Raw genomic sequence first — 18550 nt, 5'->3', positions numbered from 1 at the left:
TTTTTACCCTTCTTAATTTTCCTGTTTTTTATCCTGTCTCTTCTTCCATTCCACAAACACAGCGCCAAGCACCAGAAGAATCAGGATGCCATAGGCCGTATAGGCTACGGCTTCGGTTCTGTCAACGGTCTTGGGGAAGAATGAGAGTTCCACCTGATGCTTACCAGGTTGGATATTCATGGCACGAAGGATATAGTTTACGCGTCCCAGTTTGGCAGGCTGACCGTCAACAGTCGCCGTCCATCCCGGATAGTATATTTCTGAGAACACGAGCACACCGCCCTTACCGCTGTTTACTTCATAGCTCAAGCGGTTGGGCTCGTAACTGGTAATGACCACAGTGCTGGCAGTATCTTGTTCTGCTGCCTCGCCCAGAGTTTCCTTGAACTTCGCGTCAGCCACAGCCTGATGACGCAAATCAATCTTACCAATGGCCTCCATCTCCTCGTTGGCATTGTTCACGTAGTCAAGTTTGTCGACAAGCCAGGCATTGCCATAAACATAGGGATTCTGGATGGGCACCGTCTGACCGCCCTCCAAAGGGAAGATGAAGTACTTGGTGTTAAGCATGTTCAGCACAGGATAGATGCTGTCGCCCTTCACCTGTGTCATGTCACCGCCAGCTTTCGACACAGCACCATACAAAGCCTGCATCTCTGGCGAGATATACTGCTCAATCATCTCCTGATAACGGCGCAGTTTGGCTGCATGATAGCCACCGATGCTTTTATGATAGTAGCTGGTCTCATTCTCATTAAACGTATTCGAAGCAAGGTTCAGCACACGATAGTCGAGACTCTGGTCGCGCAGAATCAGTTCGTCGGTCTGAGATTTTGCCTGCGGGGCTTCACGCTCCGACTCGGGCACGAACATCTCGTCGTTCAAATAACGCTTGTTCACCGTCCACAGATCAACAAGACACAGCACGAGGATAATACCCACCGCATATTCCTTCTTCAGCTTACCCGCCATAAAGCTCAGCAGGACACCTGTACCCACCAGGATAATATAGAACGAGCGCAGACTGTCAGCTGTAAACACAGCCTGACGCATCTCGGTCAGGTTAGCCACTAACGGCTGGATATACTCAGCTGGCAGACTCTGGATGGCCCGCATCTCACCTGAAGAGATGAAGCTGTCGAAGAACATCGAAGGCATCAGCGAGAACAACATGGCGATACCACCCGTCAACAGGAAAGAGATGCCTACATACTTCATTCTCGGTTTCAGCAGTTCAGGCTTATCCATCAGTTCCTTCATCGCCAACATAGCCAGCAGGGGAATAGTAAACTCTGCGATAACAAGTATCGATGCCACCGTACGGAACTTGGCATACATCGGCACATAATCGAGGAAGAAATCTGTAAAGCCCATGAAGTTCCTACCCCACGAAAGCAGTATTGAGAGAATAGTAGCCGCTAGCAGCGCCCTCTTCATCGGCCCCTTCACGATAAAAAGACCGAGAATAAAGAGCATCATCACAAAGGCCCCCACATATACAGGACCACTTGTGCCAGGCTGCTCACCCCAATACTGTCCCAACTGCTGATAGATAGGCAGGAAATCATTATCCGCATGCTCCATCGCCTTCTCACTCTGCGACAGCGGCATCGAGGCACCACCCTTCGTGTTAGGCACCAAGAGCGTCCATGTCTCTCCGATGCCATAGCTCCACTGAGTGATGTAATCGCGCTCCAGACCGCTGTTCGTCTGATTAGCACTATTCTGCTTCACCAGCTCGCTCTTACCACGCATCGACTCCTTACTATACTCCCATGTATGATAGAGATTAGACAGGTTTATACACAGTCCGATGGCAGCACCCAAGACACATGTGGCTGTGGCTTTCACGAAGCGGGCCATCTGTTTCTGGCGGATAGCCTCCACCAGCCAGCCAATCACCATAAAGAGGATGATAAACAGATAGTAATAGGTCATCTGCACATGGTTGGCATTGATCTCGAAAGCCGTAAAGACAGCCGTCAGCAGCAGGCCCCACAGATACTTCCCCCTATAGGCCAGCACGATGCCTGCAATCATAGGCGGCAGATAAGCCAGCGCCCACACTTTCCATATATGACCAGCGGCAATGATAATGAGGAAATAAGTAGAGAAGGCCCAGACGATACTGCCCAACGCCGCCAGATGCTGACGGAAGTCGAATGCCCTGAGCAGGATATAGAAGCCAAGCAGATAGGCAAACACATACCACACATTCTCGGGCAGCCACAGATGATAGGCATTGACCGCCTTCGTCAGCAGATTGGTAGAGCCATACGACGGAGCCATCTGGTAGGTAGGCATACCCCCGAAGAGAGCATTCGTCCAACGGCTACGCTCACCTGTCTTCTGCAGGTATTCGATACCCTCCTGACCAGCGCCACGCCCCGCTGAGGCATCGTGACGATACAGAATACGTCCCTCGATGTCGGCAGGGAAGAAATAGGCAAATGCCAGTACGGCAAACAACAGCACTGCCAACACATCGGGCAGGCACTTCTTTAATAAAGTCATAACTTGCAAATTATATTTTGTGTGCAAAATTATAAAAATTCCGTGAAATCCGCGTCATCCATGCCTAAAATTTATTATCTTTGCAGCGAATATGGAAGAAAATATCATTACCAGCGTTCAGAACGCCCGTATCAAGCACGTTGTGGCTCTTCAGCAGAAGTCGTCTTTGCGTCGCGAAGAAGGTCTTTTCGTCGTCGAGGGACAACGTGAGATAGAGCATTGTATCGCCTGTGGCTATGAGGTGGTAGAGTTGTTTGTACTCAACACAATCGACTACAGCGGCAGCATCGCCCCCACCTTCGTAACGCCACAGGTTTATGAGAAGATGGCCTATCGCGGCAGTACCGAGGGCATCATTGCCGTCGTGAGATGCAAAGAGCACTCCCTGCTCACGTTATGCTCATCACTCTCAGCAAAACCCCGTCCGCTCATTGTCGTACTTGAGAGCGTGGAGAAGCCAGGCAATCTTGGAGCCATTCTGCGCACGGCAGAGGCCGCTAAAGTCGATGCGGTGATTGTTTGCGATCCGCTGACAGACCTATATAATCCCAACCTCATCCGCGCCAGCATCGGTGGTGTATTCTGCGTGCCAGTAGCTGTCTGCACATCTGGCGAGTGCATTGCCTTCCTCAAGGAGCACGATATTCGCATTCTCACAGCCCAGTTGCAGGATTCTTACGAGTACTACGACTACGACATGCGTCATGCCACAGCCATCGTCATGGGCACAGAGTCGACAGGACTTACCGACCAATGGCGCGAGGCTGCCGACGCCCACATCCGAATCCCCATGCTAGGTCGACTCGACTCGCTGAACGTCAGCGTTAGCGCAGCAATCCTGATGTATGAGGCAGTAAGACAGAGACAAAGCAAATTATAGCAAATGAAAATAGGAATGATTGTAGCAATGGACAAGGAGCTGAAGCAGCTCCGTCCATTATTCCCTGAAGACAAAGTGATTCTTCAAAAGAGCGGTATCGCGACCGTTAACGCCGCCATACAGGCCGTAGAAATGATCCGTCAGTACAAGCCCGATTGCATTATCTCCTCTGGTTGTGCAGGCGGCAACGGCGACGATATCAACCTGCAGGACGTGGTGGTGAGTTCAGAGCTTACCTATCACGACGTGTATTGTGGCAAAGCCATCGACGAGGCCACCGTATTTGGTCAGGTACAAGGCCTCCCTGCCCGTTATCAGGCCGACCCCTATCTGCTCGAGAAGGCCAAGCTCACAGGCGCCAAGCCTGGCCTCATCGTCACAGGCGACTGGTTCGTCGACTCCAAGGATAAGATGCGCGAGATTGTAGGCCACTTCCCCGAGGCAAAAGCTGTTGATATGGAGTCGTGTGCCATCGCTCAGGTATGTCATATCTATAAGGTACCCTTTATCTCGTTCCGTGTAATCAGCGACATTCCTCTGCGCGACACCGATGCCTCGCAGTACCACAACTTCTGGGAAACCGTTGCCGAGAAATCTTTCCAGACCACCAAAACATTCATCGAAAGTCTTTAAGTTATGGAAGTCATACAGAGTTTCACCATCGACCACACACACCTGAAGCCAGGTATCTACGTATCACGCGAAGACAAAGGATTCACTACCTTCGATCTGCGCATCACCGAGCCCAACAAGGAGCCAGCCGTTGCCCCTGCAGCGATTCACAGTATAGAACACCTCATGGCTACCTGGTTTCGCAACAGCGAGGCAAAGGAGGATGTAGTATATGTAGGACCCATGGGCTGCCTCACAGGCATGTACATCATCATGACAGGCACTTATTCCGTCGAGGATATGCGACGTCTTACCATCGAGTGTCTGGAGTGGATTCTCACCCAGACAGAAGTGCCAGCCACCCGTCCTGAGGCTTGTGGCAACTACCTGCTCCACGACCTCCCCATGTGCAAATGGGAGTGCGCTCGCTACCTCGATCGGCTGAAGAACGATTTTCACTCGGAGTACACCAAACTTCAGATTACCCTCGACGATGGCAAACTTTTCGCCGACGCATAAAAGATCTTCAGCAATCCTTCTATATCTTTCAAAGGCTGGAGATTCTGTTACCACAGCCAGGATTCTTCTTCGCCGTCGTAGACGATAGGACCTTTCCATCCGTGGTAGCGGCAGACGGTTTCCACGTCGTTCTGCATCTCTGGAGTGATGAGGCGGTCGCCCTTGCGGACCTCATAGTATTTCTTGTGGCCCCACATACCGATGAGCATGCGGCGGACGCGATGTTCCACCAGTCCCGGCATCTCAAGATACAGGTGCGTCAGTCCTCGCTTCATCACCACACGCTGCTCTTTGCGGAACATCACGCACTCCTCTCCACCAATCTTTGGATTGCGGGGATTGATGGCGTTATAGGCCAAGGGCATGGTGTCGGCATATTGTCCTACCAGCCAGCGCAGGCACTGCTCACGAAGCGGGCAACTCTCAATGAAACACACCAGATAATGACTGACCTTCTCGCGGAAAGCTTCTTGCGGTTGAGTAGATGATAAAGTATTGTTTTTAGTTTTCATATCTGCAAAGGTACACATAATCATCGACATATAATAACTTTTGAAGAATTATTTGTTGTTTTTCATCAAAAGGGGATATCGTATGGGATATATATTGCTGGTTGTCGGTTGTTCCCTAATAGAAGGGATAAGGGGAACAGTGTGTTCCCAACGTGGGAACTGATTGTTCCCAAGGGAGGAACAGACAGTTCCCTACATGGGAACTTATGGGAACAGATATCCGAATAAGCGAAAGGAATGCCACTTTTCAACAGATTATTGGTACGAGAAGATTACAGGAATAAGGTCTGTTTCGCATTGGAGCAGGAGAACCGCAAGGGCGAGCGCATCACAAGAGGCTACACCACAAGTGGCAACTTCTATTGGGTAAAGGTAAAGATATAAAAAATATCCCCAGCCGATTGGGCTGGGGATATGTGATATGTTTAAACCTTATTGGCTTTCTTTCTTTGATCGTGGTCGAGGATGGTCTTGCGCATTCGCATCGACTTGGGTGTCACCTCGACGAGCTCATCCTGCTTGATGTACTCAAGGCACTCCTCCAGCGACATCACGGTCTTAGGAATGATGCGGGCCTTGTCGTCGGTACCTGAGGCACGGACGTTGGTGAGCTGCTTGGCCTTGCAGACGTTGACCACGAGGTCGTTGTCATGCACATGCTCGCCTACCACCTGTCCTGCATATACGTCCTCACCCGGGTCGATGAAGAACTTACCGCGATCCTGCAGTTTGTCGATGGCATAGGCAAAGGCGTTGCCTGTATCCATCGAAATCATAGAGCCATTGACACGACGCTCAATCTCACCCTTGTAAGGCTGATACTCCTTGAAGCGATGGGCCATGATGGCCTCGCCCTGAGAGGCTGTCAGCACATTGGTACGCAGACCGATAATACCGCGTGAGGGAATATCGAACTCGATGTTCACACGCTCGCCCTGACTCTCCATCGAGGTCATCTCACCCTTACGACGGGTGACCATATCAATCATCTTCGACGAGAACTCCTCGGGCACGTTGATAGTCAACTCCTCAATAGGCTCGTGCTTCACGCCGTCGACCTCCTTATAGATTACCTGAGGCTGACCTACCTGCAGCTCATAGCCCTCACGACGCATGGTCTCTACCAGCACAGAGAGGTGGAGCACACCACGGCCTGAGACGATCCACTTATCGGTAGAGTCCTCGAAAGGCTCCACACGCAAGGCGAGGTTCTTCTCGAGTTCCTTCTCCAGACGGTCGTTGATATGGCGTGAGGTGACGAACTTACCTTCCTTACCGAAGAAAGGAGAGTCGTTGATCATGAAGAGCATCGACATGGTTGGTTCGTCGATGGCTATAGGCGTCATGGGCTCAGGATTCTCAATATCGCAGATGGTATCGCCAATCTCGAACTTCTCAAGTCCGATAACGGCACAGATATCACCGCAGTCCACTGAGTCTGTATGTACATGGCCCATACCTTCGAAGGTATGCAGTTCCTTGATCTTCGTCTTCTCCATGCTTCCATCGCGATGGGCGATGGTTACCTGCATGCCGTCCTTCAGCTGGCCGCGATGAACACGACCTACGGCGATACGACCCTGATAGCTTGAATAGTCAAGTGACGTAATCAGCATCTGAGGCGTTCCCTCAATCTGCTTAGGAGCAGGAATCATCTCGATGATCTTGTCGAGCAGATATGTGATATTATCGGTTGGGGTCTTCCAGTCCTCACCCATCCAGCCATTCTTGGCAGAACCGTAAACGACAGGAAAGTCTAGCTGATCTTCTGTAGCATTCAGCGAGAACATCAGGTCGAACACCATCTCATACACTTCTTCAGGACGGCAGTTGGGCTTGTCGACCTTATTGACAACCACAATGGGTTTCAAACCAATCTGAAGAGCCTTCTGCAAAACGAAACGCGTCTGGGGCATCGGGCCCTCAAATGCGTCGACCAACAGCAGACAGCCGTCTGCCATATTCAGGACACGCTCTACCTCGCCACCGAAGTCTGAGTGTCCTGGTGTATCAATGATATTGATTTTCACGCCTTTCCAATTAATAGATACATTCTTAGAAAGGATGGTTATGCCGCGCTCACGCTCCAGATCATTTGCGTCGAGCACCTGATTGCTGAGATTCTGTCCGTCACGGAACAGGTGGCCTGCCAGCATCATCTTGTCCACAAGTGTAGTCTTTCCGTGGTCTACATGTGCAATAATTGCGATATTTCTGATATCCTGCATATAAATAAAACTGTTTTGCGGGTGCAAAGTTACGAAAAAATAGGCACGGATCACACGGATTTCACGGATTTTTTCATTTTGGCACCCAAAAAACATCAAAATCTGCGTTAATTCGTGTAATCCGTGCCAAAAAAATTTGGTAGAATGTAAAAAATGTATTACCTTTGCAGCCGCATTTCGGAAAATCCGAAACATTTGACGACGTAAACCACTAGTGATTAGGTAGGATGAAGCGTCGGAAAGATGTTATTGCAAACAACATTAATCACATTACAATTATGTATTTAGACAAAGCAAAGAAGGAAGAGATCTTCGGTCAGTATGGCAAGAGCGCACAGGACACTGGTTCTGCTGAGGCTCAGATTGCTCTCTTCAGCTATCGTATCTCTCACCTGACTGAGCACCTGAAGAAGAACCGCAAGGACCACAACACCGCTCGTTCACTGACCATGCTGGTTGGTAAGCGTCGTAAGTTGCTGAAGTACCTCTACAACAACGACATCAATCGTTATCGTGCGATTATCAAGGCTTTAGGTCTCCGCAAATAAAAAAGTCCCGCCAATCGGCGGGATTTTTTATTTATTAGAATCTTTTATCTCATTAAGGGGCATCATCACGAAATCGCGTTGTTCCATCAGCGGATGTGGAATCTGAAGGTCGGGCTCGTCGATGGTTATATCGTCGTAGAGCAGAATGTCGATATCGATGGTGCGATCACGATAGGCACCGCCCTTATGCCGACGGCCAAGTTCGCGCTCAATGTCCTTAGTCACCTCAAGGAGTTTACGCGGCATGAGTTCCGTCTCACAGTAGATAGCACAATTGAGGAACAGATTGCCCGACATGAATCCCCACGGCTTGGTCTCGATAATCGACGACTGGCGGAGCACTTGCCCCACCCGCTCACCGATGAGCTCTATAGCACGGGCTATCTGTGACTCCCTGTCGCCCTGATTACTTCCTAATCCGAGATAGACCTGATGCATCACCTCTGAATTAATCGTCGAGTATCAGCATGGCGTCGCCATAGCAGCCAAACTTATAGCCATTCTTGACGGCCTTCTTATAACCTTCGTAAACCAGCTCATAGCCACCGAAGGAACATTCAGACATCATCATGGTTGACTCAGGATGGTAGAAGTTACCAATCAATGCATTACACATGCCGAAGTCATAAGGCGGGAAGATGAACTTGTTAGTCCATCCCTCAAACTCCTTCAGCATACCATCGGTACCAACAGCTGTCTCTGTGGCACGGGCAGTACTCGTACCGACACAACATACACGGTGGCCCTCCAGCTTGGTCTTATTCACCAAATCACAGGCTTCCTTGCTGATGAACATCTGTTCTGACGACATCTTGTGCTTTGTCAGGTCTTCTACTTCAATGGCATCGAAGTTACCCAATCCGCAGTGAAGCGTGATATAGGCGAAGTTAATGCCCCTGATCTCCATACGCTTCAATAGCTCACGGCTGAAGTGCAGGCCTGTAGCAGGAGCCGTCACAGCGCCCTCGTTCTTAGCATAGATGGTCTGGAAGTTGTCCATATCCTCGGCTGTGGCCTCGCGCTTGTCAATGATGTAGCGGGGCAGCGGAGCAGCACCCAAGGCAAACAACTCGCGTTTGAACTCGTCGTGAGGACAGTCGTAGAGGAAACGCAGCGTACGGCCACGGCTCGTCGTGTTGTCGATGACCTCAGCCACCATAGGGCCGTCGTCTTCGAAGAAGAGCTTGTTGCCAATACGGATCTTACGAGCCGGTTCTACAAGCACATCCCAAAGGCGCAGTTCCGGATTCAGTTCTCTCAGCAGGAAAACCTCAATCTTCGCGTCTGTCTTCTCTTTTGTGCCATAGAGGCGAGCAGGAAACACCTTTGTATCATTAAAGATAAAGGTATCGTCCTCGTCAAAGTAGTCAAGGATGTTACGGAAATCGAGATAGACAGGATTACCATCCTTATCCAAGAGGTCCTCGCCGTTCTCATCCTTCTTAGTCATTTCAATACGACCACTCTTGCGGTGTAGCACCATCAACCGACACTCATCGCGATGATATGTCGGTTCCATTGCGACCTGCTCCTCGGGGAGCTTAAACTTGAACTGTGATAACTTCATATATATTAATCAATATTTCTTTCTAACCATTGAGGGAACTCATCAAACGTCAGACAGTCTTCTATCCTTACATCGCCCACCCTGGTCCGACAAAGAGCGGTCAGGAAAGCTCCGCTGCCAAGCGCCTCGCCGATATCGCGGGCCAGCGAACGGATATATGTGCCTTTTCCACATGCCACACGAATAGACATCTGCATCAGCACAGGGTCAAACGACGTGAGTTCTATCTCGTCAATACGGATAGGCTTTGCAGCCAGTTCCATGTCAACCCCCTTACGAGCCAATTCGTACGCCCTGTCGCCTGCTACCATACAAGCCGAGTAAAGCGGAGGACGCTGCATGATATTACCGACAAACTGAGGCAGGGTAGCCTCTATCAGTTCGCGGGTTATATGTTTCGTCGGATATGTATAGTCAACACTATGTTCGCGGTCGAAACTCGGCGTCGTGGCTCCAAGCTGTAGGGTAGCAGTATACTCCTTAGACTGCAACTGAAGCGACCCAATCTGCTTGGTGGCCTTGCCTGTACACAGGATCAGCACACCTGTAGCCAGAGGGTCGAGCGTTCCGGCATGCCCCATCTTCACACGCTTGACATGCAAACGCTTGGAAAGCACATAACGAATATGTGCCAAAGCACCGAAACTCGACATTCGGTAAGGCTTGTTTATATATATAAAAGCACCTTCCTGAAAGTTCATTAGTCAACCATTGCAAGTGAATGTCCCGTGAGCAGCAGTATAATGATAATACTACCTACCACAATACGATAGATACCAAATGCCTTGAAGCCGTACTTCGTCAGGTAATTGACAAACCACTTCATAGCGAACAGAGCCACGACGAAGGCAATGGCACTGCCCAGAAGCAGCATGGTGATGTTATGACTTGTGGCCCAAGCCGTATCTTCCTTCAACAGATCGAGCAAATCGAGCAATGTTGCTCCCGCCATAGTTGGCACAGCCAAGAAGAACGAGAACTTGGCAGCTCGCCTACGAGTAAGTCCTTGAGTCATTCCTCCAACGATTGTCGCCATAGATCGCGACACACCAGGAATCACAGAGATACACTGGTAAAGACCTATCTTGAAAGCACGGCGCTCATCGACCTTATTATCCTCGCTACCCTTATTAAACAGTTTATCGCAGAAGAGCATGAACACACCACCGACAACCAGCATGATAGCCACCACCTCGACACTGTCGAGCAGCCAGTCGAGCAAGCCCGACTTCTTGGCCAGCAGACCAATGACCACAGCAGGGATGACTCCCACGATAAGGAGCCAATAGAAGTAATACTTGTGCCTGAGTTTTTGCCACCAGGTAAAGGCCATGGGGTCTGGCGTATTGTCGAACTGGAAGAAACGCTTCCAATAGAGACATACCACCGACAGGATGGCACCAAACTGAATGATAAACGTAAAGGCATGTACAAAAGGATCGCCCTGAGGCACGCCTAACAGATTCTGGGCAATAATCATATGACCTGTAGACGATACAGGCAGGAATTCTGTCAGTCCCTCAATAATGGCTATAATAACAGTCTGAATCCAGTCCATGGGTATACAATCTTAATTCTTTGGTTTTCTTACAACAGCGTAAATCATCGACACGAAACCGATAAGGCATACCACTGGGGCCACCTTGATGCGGCGCACACTGAAGATGTCGGGCTCGAATGCCGTCTCCGACGAGTTCGGACCCACCATCAGCAGAAAACCAATGACCACAACAACCATACTCACGGCCAGCAATATATAATTCACTTTGTCGAATGCAAAATTCTTCTTATCCATTTTTCAACTTTTTACTTTTTAAGCCTTTTATATCTTATAAAGATCGCCTGCCGACATGCGCAGGAACTTATTCACCGAAATGTAAGAGCAGGCCGCCGTGATGATGATGCCAAACAGCAGCACAGCAACCGCCGTAACAACCAGTTCACGCCATGTAATCACGGTCATCACATTGGGCTCATAATAATAGAGACCATAGACGCAGCAGCCAAGCACAACAATAGCAATCAAAGCCGCAATGACGCCGACAATCAGTCCCTGGTGCATGAATGGGCGGCGGATAAAGCCCCAAGAGGCACCTACCAGCTTCATCGTGTGAATCGAGAAACGGCGCGAGTACACACTCAACTTCACGGTATTGTTAATCAATGAGAACGATACAAACGTCAGCAATACCGCCAATGCCAGAAACAGGAAGTTCAACTTTGTCAGATTCCTGTTCACACTATCCATCAGGTCCACCTGATAGGCAACATCGGCAATCTGCGGTTTTTTCTTCAACTCCTCAGCAATCCACTTAAGGGAATCACGATTGGCATAATCCGAGTTAAGCCGAAGTTCCAACGTAGCAGGGAAAGGGTTTACACCGAGGAATTCCGAGGGGTCAGAGCCCATGGCTTCCGTCTGTTCCTTCAATGCCTGCTCACTACTGATGTAGTCGATGTTTCTGGAATAAGGTCTGTGATAAAGGTCACGACACAACGACTTGGCACCATTGACACTCACATCATCACTTAACATGACAGTTACGGTGAGATTCTCCTTCACCCACCGCGACAAGTTGCGAGAGGTCTGTACAGAAAGTACGACCATACCCAACAGCACCAGCACCATCGCCGTACTGATACAGAGGGTTACCAGCTGCATACCACGACGGTTGCCAGTATTCTTCCTACGTCTATTCATTAATTTACGTACGTAAAAATCGATTTTGGCTGCAAAGTTACGATATTTTTTTTGCATCACAAAATAATTTAGTAATTTTGCACCCAATATGAGTACGATTATTTATCCTTCACCGATTTTCGGACCTGTTCACAGTCGCAGGCTGGGCATCTCACTGGGCATCAACCTTCTGCCTGCCGACGGTAAGGTGTGCAGTTTCGATTGCATCTATTGTGAATGCGGCTTCAACGAAGACCATCGCCCCACCCTGCCGCTACCCACCCGCAAGGAAGTGGCAGAGAAATTAGAGGAAAGACTACAGCAGATGACTGCAGAAGGACAGTTGCCCGACGTACTGACCTTTGCTGGCAACGGCGAGCCGACCTGTCACCCGCACTTTGCTGAGATCATCGACGATACCATCCGTTTGCGCAACCAATATTGTCCCAAGGCAAAAGTCAGTGTGCTCAGCAATTCCACGATGATTCACCGACAGAAAGTACACGATGCCCTGATGCGAGTAGACAATAACATCCTTAAACTCGACACCGTAGATCCTACATATATTAATAAGGTAGACCATCCGAACGGCACCTACGACGTCAACGTCATCATTGAGCGACTGAAAGCCTTCCACGGCCATGTCATCATACAGACCATGTTTATGCGCGGCGTCTGCAACAATGAATCGATAGACAATACAGGCGACGAGTACGTCAACCCCTGGTTGGAGGCTGTCAAGGAAATTGCTCCCCAACAGGTCATGATTTACACGATTGACCGCGAGACACCCACACAAGGTCTGCTCAAAGCCACTCACGAACAACTCGATGTCATCCGCGACCGCGTCATCGCAGCAGGAATACCTTGCACAGCATCATATTAAAAAATACAAATCCCCAACCAATCGGCTGGGGATTTATATTTACTTACACATAATACCTCGTTTGCTATTCTCAAGGAAGTGGATGATATTCTGAATCTCCGGGCCATCGGGCACCTGATCCTTGATTTGATTGATAACATCGAAAACACTGGTTTTTCCATGGAACAACAAGCGGTAAGCATTTGCAATGTGCTTCTGAACCTTTGAATCGATCTCTGCATAATTCATCATCGTCGTATTGGGACCACCATACTCCATTGGACTACCACCAGCGATAACGTATGGAGGCACATCATGAGAGAAGGTGCAACCAGCCTGGATCAATGAGAGATCGCCAGCACGAGTACCTGCATTCTGAATGGCTCCAGATGAGAAGATGACACCATTGCCAATCTCGCAGTCACCTGCAATCTTGGTACCATAACCAAACACGCAATTGGTGCCCACCACGGTATCGTGGCTGATATGAGTACCCTCAAGCAGGAAGTTGTGATTGCCTATCTTTGTGACACCATCGCGATGGGTTCCGCGGTTAATGACAACATTCTCGCGAATCACGTTGTTATCACCAATCTCAACATACGACTTCTCACCACAGAAATCAAAATCCTGAGGCAGGGCGGCAATCACCGAGCCTTGATGGATCTTGTTGTTGTTACCTATACGCGAGCCGTCGCAGATGCTGACAAAGGGGAAGATGATACAGTTGTCACCAATCACCACATCGTCCTCGATATACACAAAGGGGAATATCTTACAGTTGTCGCCAATCTTCGCCTTTGGGCTAATCTCAGCTTTGGGACTTATTTCACTTGCCATATTCTTTTTGTTTTGGGGGCACAGATTTACGCGACTCTTTTTCAAGAAAACGTAACTTTTTCCGTATCTTTATTAAAAGCCGTTTTAATCCATGCCTAATTAATTATTTTACGCCACCACCGAGGGCCTGATAGAGTGATACTACGGCCTGCATCTTACTGAGCTGATCGCTCACCTCGTTGATCTCGGCATTGAGCAGATTGCTCTGAGCGGTAATCACCTCAAGGTAGGTGGTGTTTGACGATGACTCCATCAGTTTCTTGGTATCCTCGACATTCTGCTTCAGCACATTAACGCGCTTGCCGTCGAGCTCTGCCTTCTGGGCATACGAGTTGTAAGCCACAAGGGCGTTAGACACCTCGTTGCCTGCTTTGTAGATAGCATTCTGCCAAGTATTATAGGCCTGCTCATACTGCATCTTAGCCACTTTAAGACCAGCCACAATCTGTCCGTGCTGGAAGATGGGCTGAGTGAGCGAACCAACAGCCGAGAGAAGCCACTTACCAGGATTAACCAGACCATTCTGATTGGTAAAGGCGGCAGTACCTGTGATGGTGATGTTAGGATAGAAGCGACTACGAGCCGTCTCTACATCATAGAAACACTGAGCGAGTGCCATCTCGTAAGAGTGAACATCAGCACGGTTGGCCAACATCTGGATGCCTACACCTGTAGAGAGTTCAGTAGGCAGAGACTGGTCATTGAACTTGCCACGGGGAATAGCCTGACCTGGCTGCCCGAGCAGCAGGGAGAGTGAATTCTCCGTCTCACGCATCTGGCGCTGAAGGTCGATGTGCTGAGCCTGAACCTGATAGTAGGCAGCCTCGGCGCTCTGAACGGCCGTAGAACGATAGCCTATACGGTTATCGTGCATGAACCGCATCTTCTCCCAAGTTTCCTTAGTCAACTGCTCCATATCGGTAACAATCTCCAACTGACGGTCAATCATCAACAGAGTATAATACAGGTTGGCGATTGTCGAAATAACATTGGTCTTCACCACCGTCTGATAGTCTTTGGTGGCAAGGAGCTGCATCTGGGCCGAACGCTTAGCACTAAGCAGATTGCCAAACAGATCGACATTCCAACTAGCTGACACTGGAAGCGAATATGACTTCGTAGCTGCAGCACCGTCGAACGAGGTCAGAGTACCTTGAGGACTGAGAGCAACCGAAGGCAAGAATGCCAGTTTGGCAATCTTCAAGGCCTCGTTCACCATCTTCACATTGAGGGCAGCATTCAACAAGTCGGGATTGTTGTCGAGGCCTTGCTGGATGAGTACCTGCAACTGAGGATCGGTGAACACACTTCGCCACGGCATATTACCAAACGAGATGGTATCCTGTACAGCAAGCGTATCGGTCAGCGACTGGGTATCACGAACGATACCTTTGGTGTCAACCTCAGGACGCTCGTACTTGTTATAAAGTCCGCAACTCGACAGCAGCAGGGCTGCGGACATAAATATCATCAGTTTCTTCATATTACTTCTCCAATTCATAATCAACAGGTTTTGAGTGTGCATACTGCGCCAATTCGGCGGCAACCTCGGCGTTCTCCTCGTCCTCGAACTTCAGCGGACTGATCTTCTCCTGAATAGACTGGAAGATAACAAACAACGTGGGCACTACGAAGAGCTGCAGGATTGTACCAATCAACATACCGCCTACGGCAGCAGCACCCAGTGTCTGGTTACCATTCTTACCTACACCGCTGGCAAACATCATTGGCAGCAGTCCGATTACCATGGCCAGAGACGTCATCAAGATAGGACGAAGACGGGCAGCAGCACCCAAAACAGCCGACCATGTGATGGCCATACCCGTCTGACGACGCTCCAAAGCGAACTGTACAATCAGAATGGCGTTCTTAGCCAACAGACCAATCAGCATAATCAGTGAAATCTGCATGTAGATATCGTTTGCATGGCCAAAGAGCTGAGTAAAGAGGAAACAGCCTGCCAGACCGAATGGAACAGAGAGTACTACAGAGAGTGGCAGGATATACGACTCGTACTGTGCCGACAGAATGAGGTAGATGAAGATGAAACACAGCAGGAAGATGATACCTGTGGTGTTAGATGCCTTAGCCTCCTCACGTGTCAGACCGGAATAATCATAGGTATAACCTGCAGGCAACACCTGCTTACCAACCTCATCAATAGCCTTCAGAGCCTCACCAGTTGAATAGCCATCAGCCACAGTACCTGTTACGTTGATAGATGTGAACAGGTTGAAGCGGTTAATGTTCAATGGGCCATATACACGCTCCAGGTTACAGAACTCCTGAACAGGCGACATTCCCGCGGGTGTACGTACATATATACTATTAAGCGACTCGGGTGTCATACGTGTCTCGGGAGCACCCTGAATCATCACACGGTAGAGTTTACCGAATGAGTTGAAGTTTGAACCATACAGTCCACCATAGTAACCCTGCAGTGTACTGAGCACAGCTGTTGGCGAGATGCCTGCCTGCTTACACTTAGCCACATCCACATGTACCATGTACTGAGGATAGCCAGGATTGTAAGAGGTTTGTGCCGTCTGGAACTCTGGGCGCTTATTCAGTTCTACCAGGAACTCTTTAACCACACCGAAGAATCGGTTCAGATCGCCACCAGTACGGTCCTGCATAACCAGCGAGATACCTGAGTTAGCAGAGAAACCAGGAATCATTGGGGGCGAGAATGCCAGAATCTGTGCATCCTTGATATGAGCCGTCTTGATAAAGATCTGGGCAATTACACCTGTAGCATCGTATGGATTGATAAAGAAGCGATAGATGCCATCACCCTGCCAGAGACCACTGATCTTCCACCAAAGACCTTTCTGACGCTCCTCAAAAGACTTCAGTTTGATGATAAACGTACCCTGGTCGGAACCAGCACCTGCGATGAAGTTGTAACCCTGAACCATCTCACGGTTCTTGATAGCAGGAATCTGCGACAGAATAGAATCCACCTGCAGCACAACCTGCTTGGTACGAGCCTCAGAAGTAGCAGGAGGCATAGAGATGGTACAGAACAACGTACCTGTATCCTCCTCAGGTACCAGACCTGTCTTGGTTGTAACGAAGGTTACTGCCAGCACGGCGATACCTACAACAACGGTGCCGATAATCGCCCATGGCTTGCGCACCAGTTTCTCCAGAATATTCTTATACTTACCGATAGTGGTATCGAAAGCCACGTTGAACGACTGGTGGAACCTATCCACACGCGACATCTTCTTCTCGTGACCCTCCTTATCATGAGGCTTCAGGAAGATAGCACACAGGGCTGGCGACAGTGTAAGAGCATTGACTGCCGAAATAATAATTGACACAGCCATTGTCACACCAAACTCACGATAGAAGGTACCTGATGTTCCGCCGATGAATGATACAGGCACGAACACAGCTGCCATCACCAGGGTGATAGAGATAATAGCGCCTGAAATCTCGTTCATGGCATCGATAGAGGCCGTCAACGGACTCTTATAACCCTGGTCGAGCTTAGCATGAACAGCCTCAACCACCACGATGGCATCATCCACCACAATGGCAATGGCCAGCAGCAGAGCCGACAGTACCAGCAGGTTGATTGAGAATCCCATCACATTCAGGAAGAAGAATGTACCTACCAGTGATACAGGCACAGCAATCAGAGGGATAAGCGTAGAACGCATGTCCTGCAGGAAGATGTAAACCACGAAGAATACCAGAGCCAAGGTCATGAAGAGGGTAAATACAACCTCCTCGATTGAGGCGTAGAGGAACTCGGTTACATCATAGTTGATCTTCACCTCCATGCCTGGTGGCATCAGTTTCTTCTGCGACTCCAGCTCAGCCTTTACCTGCTTGGCAATCTCGTTAGCATTCGAACCAGCTACCTGCTGAATCATGGTCATTACTGAAGGATCACCATTGTTCTTCATCGATACCGAGTAGCCTTCACCGCCCAGCTCAATCTTAGCCAGATCCTTCAGCTTCAGTGTCTGTCCATTAGCATCGCTCTTAATGATGATGTTGCCAAACTCCTCGGCAGTACGGAAACGACCTGTATAACGCATCGAATACTCGTAAGCCACATTGGGAGCCTGCTCACCAAACTTACCTGGTGCAGCCTCGATGTTCTGCTCGGCCAGAGCGGCTGTGATATCTGATGGAATCAGACTGTGCTGCTTCATCACGTCGGGCTTCAGCCATATACGCATAGCGTAGGTCTTCGAGCTGAATCCAGAAGCATCACCCACACCCTCGATACGCTTTAGGGCAGGAACAATATTAATAGCGTTGTAGTTGGTAAGGAACTCGTCGTCATAACGTCCGTCGGATGTCAGCGAATACATCAGCACCTGTGACGACTGACGTTTTACCACGCGCACACCAATCTGGTTAACCTCGGCAGGCAACAGGGCAGTGGCCTGACTCACACGGTTCTGAACGTTCACGGCACACATATCAGGGTTCATGCCCTGACGGAACATCACCTGAATCATAGCCGAACCCGGCGATGCAGTAGAGGTGATATAATCCATTCCCTCAACACCGTTGATACTCTCCTCAAGAGGCGTAACCACGGCATTCTTCACCGTCTCAGCATCGGCACCAGGGTAACTACCCATCACCACGATGTTAGGCGGTGCAATATTCGGATACTGCTCGATAGGAAGCGAGACCAGTCCGATGAAACCCAGTAGCACGATGACAATAGATATCACCGTAGACAGTACCGGGCGTTTGATAAATGCTGTAAAAGTCATATTCTTTTAACTTCTTTACTTCTTCTAACTTCTTAACTTC

Annotated in this window: 18 protein-coding genes; 6 read left to right on the top strand and 12 right to left on the bottom strand. The window is 49.4% G+C overall.

Annotation, left to right across the window (positions count from 1 at the left end; genetic code table 11):
* Window positions 1-12: 12 nt before the first annotated feature.
* The gene (locus BMX82_RS07620; protein ID WP_091767566.1) at window positions 13-2514 is read right to left on the bottom strand and encodes a YfhO family protein; all 2502 of its coding nucleotides are present in this window, start codon (window positions 2512-2514) and stop codon (window positions 13-15) included.
* 91 nt (window positions 2515-2605) lie between these two features.
* Between BMX82_RS07620 and BMX82_RS07615 the strand changes: the two genes are divergently transcribed.
* The 3 genes from BMX82_RS07615 to BMX82_RS07605 are packed head-to-tail and all read left to right on the top strand — an operon-like array spanning window position 2606 to window position 4525.
* On the top strand, window positions 2606-3394 hold the full coding sequence (locus BMX82_RS07615; protein ID WP_091767563.1) for a TrmH family RNA methyltransferase: 789 nt from the start codon (window positions 2606-2608) through the stop codon (window positions 3392-3394).
* A gap of 3 nt (window positions 3395-3397) precedes the next feature.
* Window positions 3398-4027, top strand: a complete 630-nt coding sequence (gene mtnN, locus BMX82_RS07610; RefSeq protein ID WP_091767561.1) for a 5'-methylthioadenosine/S-adenosylhomocysteine nucleosidase — start codon at window positions 3398-3400, stop codon at window positions 4025-4027.
* Window positions 4028-4030: 3 nt separating this feature from the next.
* Window positions 4031-4525 (top strand): S-ribosylhomocysteine lyase, encoded by a 495-nt coding sequence (locus BMX82_RS07605; protein WP_036910256.1) that lies wholly within the window; start codon window positions 4031-4033, stop codon window positions 4523-4525.
* A 47-nt stretch (window positions 4526-4572) separates the two neighbouring features.
* On the opposite strand, the gene BMX82_RS07600 is transcribed toward BMX82_RS07605, so the two are convergent.
* Complete coding sequence (locus BMX82_RS07600) at window positions 4573-5037, bottom strand: DUF6078 family protein (protein WP_091767558.1); 465 nt, start codon at window positions 5035-5037, stop codon at window positions 4573-4575.
* Between the two features lie 237 nt (window positions 5038-5274).
* On the opposite strand from BMX82_RS07600, the gene BMX82_RS13100 reads away from it, so the two are divergent.
* Complete coding sequence (locus tag BMX82_RS13100; protein ID WP_218142018.1) at window positions 5275-5421, top strand: hypothetical protein; 147 nt, start codon at window positions 5275-5277, stop codon at window positions 5419-5421.
* A 41-nt stretch (window positions 5422-5462) separates the two neighbouring features.
* On the opposite strand, the gene typA is transcribed toward BMX82_RS13100, so the two are convergent.
* A complete protein-coding gene (typA, locus tag BMX82_RS07595) occupies window positions 5463-7265 on the bottom strand; it encodes a translational GTPase TypA (RefSeq protein ID WP_091767555.1) in 1803 nt (600 codons plus the stop codon).
* 278 nt (window positions 7266-7543) lie between these two features.
* Between typA and rpsO the strand changes: the two genes are divergently transcribed.
* Window positions 7544-7813, top strand: coding sequence for a 30S ribosomal protein S15 (rpsO, locus tag BMX82_RS07590; protein WP_036910250.1), 270 nt, complete (start codon window positions 7544-7546; stop codon window positions 7811-7813).
* 27 nt (window positions 7814-7840) lie between these two features.
* On the opposite strand, the gene folK is transcribed toward rpsO, so the two are convergent.
* The 6 genes from folK to BMX82_RS07560 are packed head-to-tail and all read right to left on the bottom strand — an operon-like array spanning window position 7841 to window position 12081.
* A complete protein-coding gene (gene folK / locus BMX82_RS07585) occupies window positions 7841-8251 on the bottom strand; it encodes a 2-amino-4-hydroxy-6-hydroxymethyldihydropteridine diphosphokinase (protein ID WP_091767552.1) in 411 nt (136 codons plus the stop codon).
* 10 nt (window positions 8252-8261) lie between these two features.
* Window positions 8262-9380 (bottom strand): tRNA preQ1(34) S-adenosylmethionine ribosyltransferase-isomerase QueA, encoded by a 1119-nt coding sequence (gene queA / locus BMX82_RS07580; protein WP_036910247.1) that lies wholly within the window; start codon window positions 9378-9380, stop codon window positions 8262-8264.
* A 5-nt stretch (window positions 9381-9385) separates the two neighbouring features.
* A complete protein-coding gene (gene truB / locus BMX82_RS07575) occupies window positions 9386-10081 on the bottom strand; it encodes a tRNA pseudouridine(55) synthase TruB (RefSeq protein ID WP_091767549.1) in 696 nt (231 codons plus the stop codon).
* Window positions 10081-10938, bottom strand: a complete 858-nt coding sequence (locus BMX82_RS07570; protein WP_036910245.1) for an undecaprenyl-diphosphate phosphatase — start codon at window positions 10936-10938, stop codon at window positions 10081-10083. Before BMX82_RS07570 ends, truB begins: the two co-directional genes overlap by 1 nt.
* A gap of 12 nt (window positions 10939-10950) precedes the next feature.
* A complete protein-coding gene (locus BMX82_RS07565) occupies window positions 10951-11175 on the bottom strand; it encodes a DUF3098 domain-containing protein (protein ID WP_036910243.1) in 225 nt (74 codons plus the stop codon).
* 27 nt (window positions 11176-11202) lie between these two features.
* Window positions 11203-12081, bottom strand: coding sequence for a cell division protein FtsX (locus tag BMX82_RS07560; protein ID WP_036910242.1), 879 nt, complete (start codon window positions 12079-12081; stop codon window positions 11203-11205).
* Window positions 12082-12169: 88 nt separating this feature from the next.
* Here BMX82_RS07560 and BMX82_RS07555 point away from each other — a divergent pair, with 88 nt between their 5' ends.
* A complete protein-coding gene (locus BMX82_RS07555) occupies window positions 12170-12946 on the top strand; it encodes a radical SAM protein (protein WP_091767546.1) in 777 nt (258 codons plus the stop codon).
* Window positions 12947-12985: 39 nt separating this feature from the next.
* On the opposite strand, the gene lpxA is transcribed toward BMX82_RS07555, so the two are convergent.
* The 3 genes from lpxA to BMX82_RS07540 form a co-directional block, all read right to left on the bottom strand.
* Complete coding sequence (gene lpxA, locus BMX82_RS07550; RefSeq protein ID WP_036910240.1) at window positions 12986-13765, bottom strand: acyl-ACP--UDP-N-acetylglucosamine O-acyltransferase; 780 nt, start codon at window positions 13763-13765, stop codon at window positions 12986-12988.
* A 103-nt stretch (window positions 13766-13868) separates the two neighbouring features.
* Window positions 13869-15248: an efflux transporter outer membrane subunit gene (locus BMX82_RS07545; RefSeq protein ID WP_036910450.1), complete on the bottom strand. Its 1380-nt coding sequence runs from the start codon at window positions 15246-15248 to the stop codon at window positions 13869-13871.
* A 1-nt stretch (window position 15249) separates the two neighbouring features.
* A complete protein-coding gene (locus BMX82_RS07540) occupies window positions 15250-18510 on the bottom strand; it encodes an efflux RND transporter permease subunit (protein ID WP_091767543.1) in 3261 nt (1086 codons plus the stop codon).
* Window positions 18511-18550: the final 40 nt, after the last annotated feature.

This window comes from Prevotella sp. khp7 (genome assembly GCF_900109055.1).
GTDB lineage: Bacteria > Bacteroidota > Bacteroidia > Bacteroidales > Bacteroidaceae > Prevotella.
The sequence above is the reverse complement of the archived record's forward strand: the minus strand, read 5'-3'. Positions and strand labels throughout refer to the sequence as shown.

Bases quoted from the DNA above. Each gene is read 5' to 3' on its own strand.
- BMX82_RS07620 (WP_091767566.1), bottom strand. From the start codon at position 2,514: ATGACTTTATTAAAGAAGTGCCTGCCCGATGTGTTGGCAGTGCTGTTG.
- BMX82_RS07615 (WP_091767563.1), top strand. From the start codon at position 2,606: ATGGAAGAAAATATCATTACCAGCGTTCAGAACGCCCGTATCAAGCAC.
- mtnN (WP_091767561.1), top strand. From the start codon at position 3,398: ATGAAAATAGGAATGATTGTAGCAATGGACAAGGAGCTGAAGCAGCTC.
- BMX82_RS07605 (WP_036910256.1), top strand. From the start codon at position 4,031: ATGGAAGTCATACAGAGTTTCACCATCGACCACACACACCTGAAGCCA.
- BMX82_RS07600 (WP_091767558.1), bottom strand. From the start codon at position 5,037: ATGAAAACTAAAAACAATACTTTATCATCTACTCAACCGCAAGAAGCT.
- BMX82_RS13100 (WP_218142018.1), top strand. From the start codon at position 5,275: ATGCCACTTTTCAACAGATTATTGGTACGAGAAGATTACAGGAATAAG.
- typA (WP_091767555.1), bottom strand. From the start codon at position 7,265: ATGCAGGATATCAGAAATATCGCAATTATTGCACATGTAGACCACGGA.
- rpsO (WP_036910250.1), top strand. From the start codon at position 7,544: ATGTATTTAGACAAAGCAAAGAAGGAAGAGATCTTCGGTCAGTATGGC.
- folK (WP_091767552.1), bottom strand. From the start codon at position 8,251: ATGCATCAGGTCTATCTCGGATTAGGAAGTAATCAGGGCGACAGGGAG.
- queA (WP_036910247.1), bottom strand. From the start codon at position 9,380: ATGAAGTTATCACAGTTCAAGTTTAAGCTCCCCGAGGAGCAGGTCGCA.
- truB (WP_091767549.1), bottom strand. From the start codon at position 10,081: ATGAACTTTCAGGAAGGTGCTTTTATATATATAAACAAGCCTTACCGA.
- BMX82_RS07570 (WP_036910245.1), bottom strand. From the start codon at position 10,938: ATGGACTGGATTCAGACTGTTATTATAGCCATTATTGAGGGACTGACA.
- BMX82_RS07565 (WP_036910243.1), bottom strand. From the start codon at position 11,175: ATGGATAAGAAGAATTTTGCATTCGACAAAGTGAATTATATATTGCTG.
- BMX82_RS07560 (WP_036910242.1), bottom strand. From the start codon at position 12,081: ATGAATAGACGTAGGAAGAATACTGGCAACCGTCGTGGTATGCAGCTG.
- BMX82_RS07555 (WP_091767546.1), top strand. From the start codon at position 12,170: ATGAGTACGATTATTTATCCTTCACCGATTTTCGGACCTGTTCACAGT.
- lpxA (WP_036910240.1), bottom strand. From the start codon at position 13,765: ATGGCAAGTGAAATAAGTCCCAAAGCTGAGATTAGCCCAAAGGCGAAG.
- BMX82_RS07545 (WP_036910450.1), bottom strand. From the start codon at position 15,248: ATGAAGAAACTGATGATATTTATGTCCGCAGCCCTGCTGCTGTCGAGT.
- BMX82_RS07540 (WP_091767543.1), bottom strand. From the start codon at position 18,510: ATGACTTTTACAGCATTTATCAAACGCCCGGTACTGTCTACGGTGATA.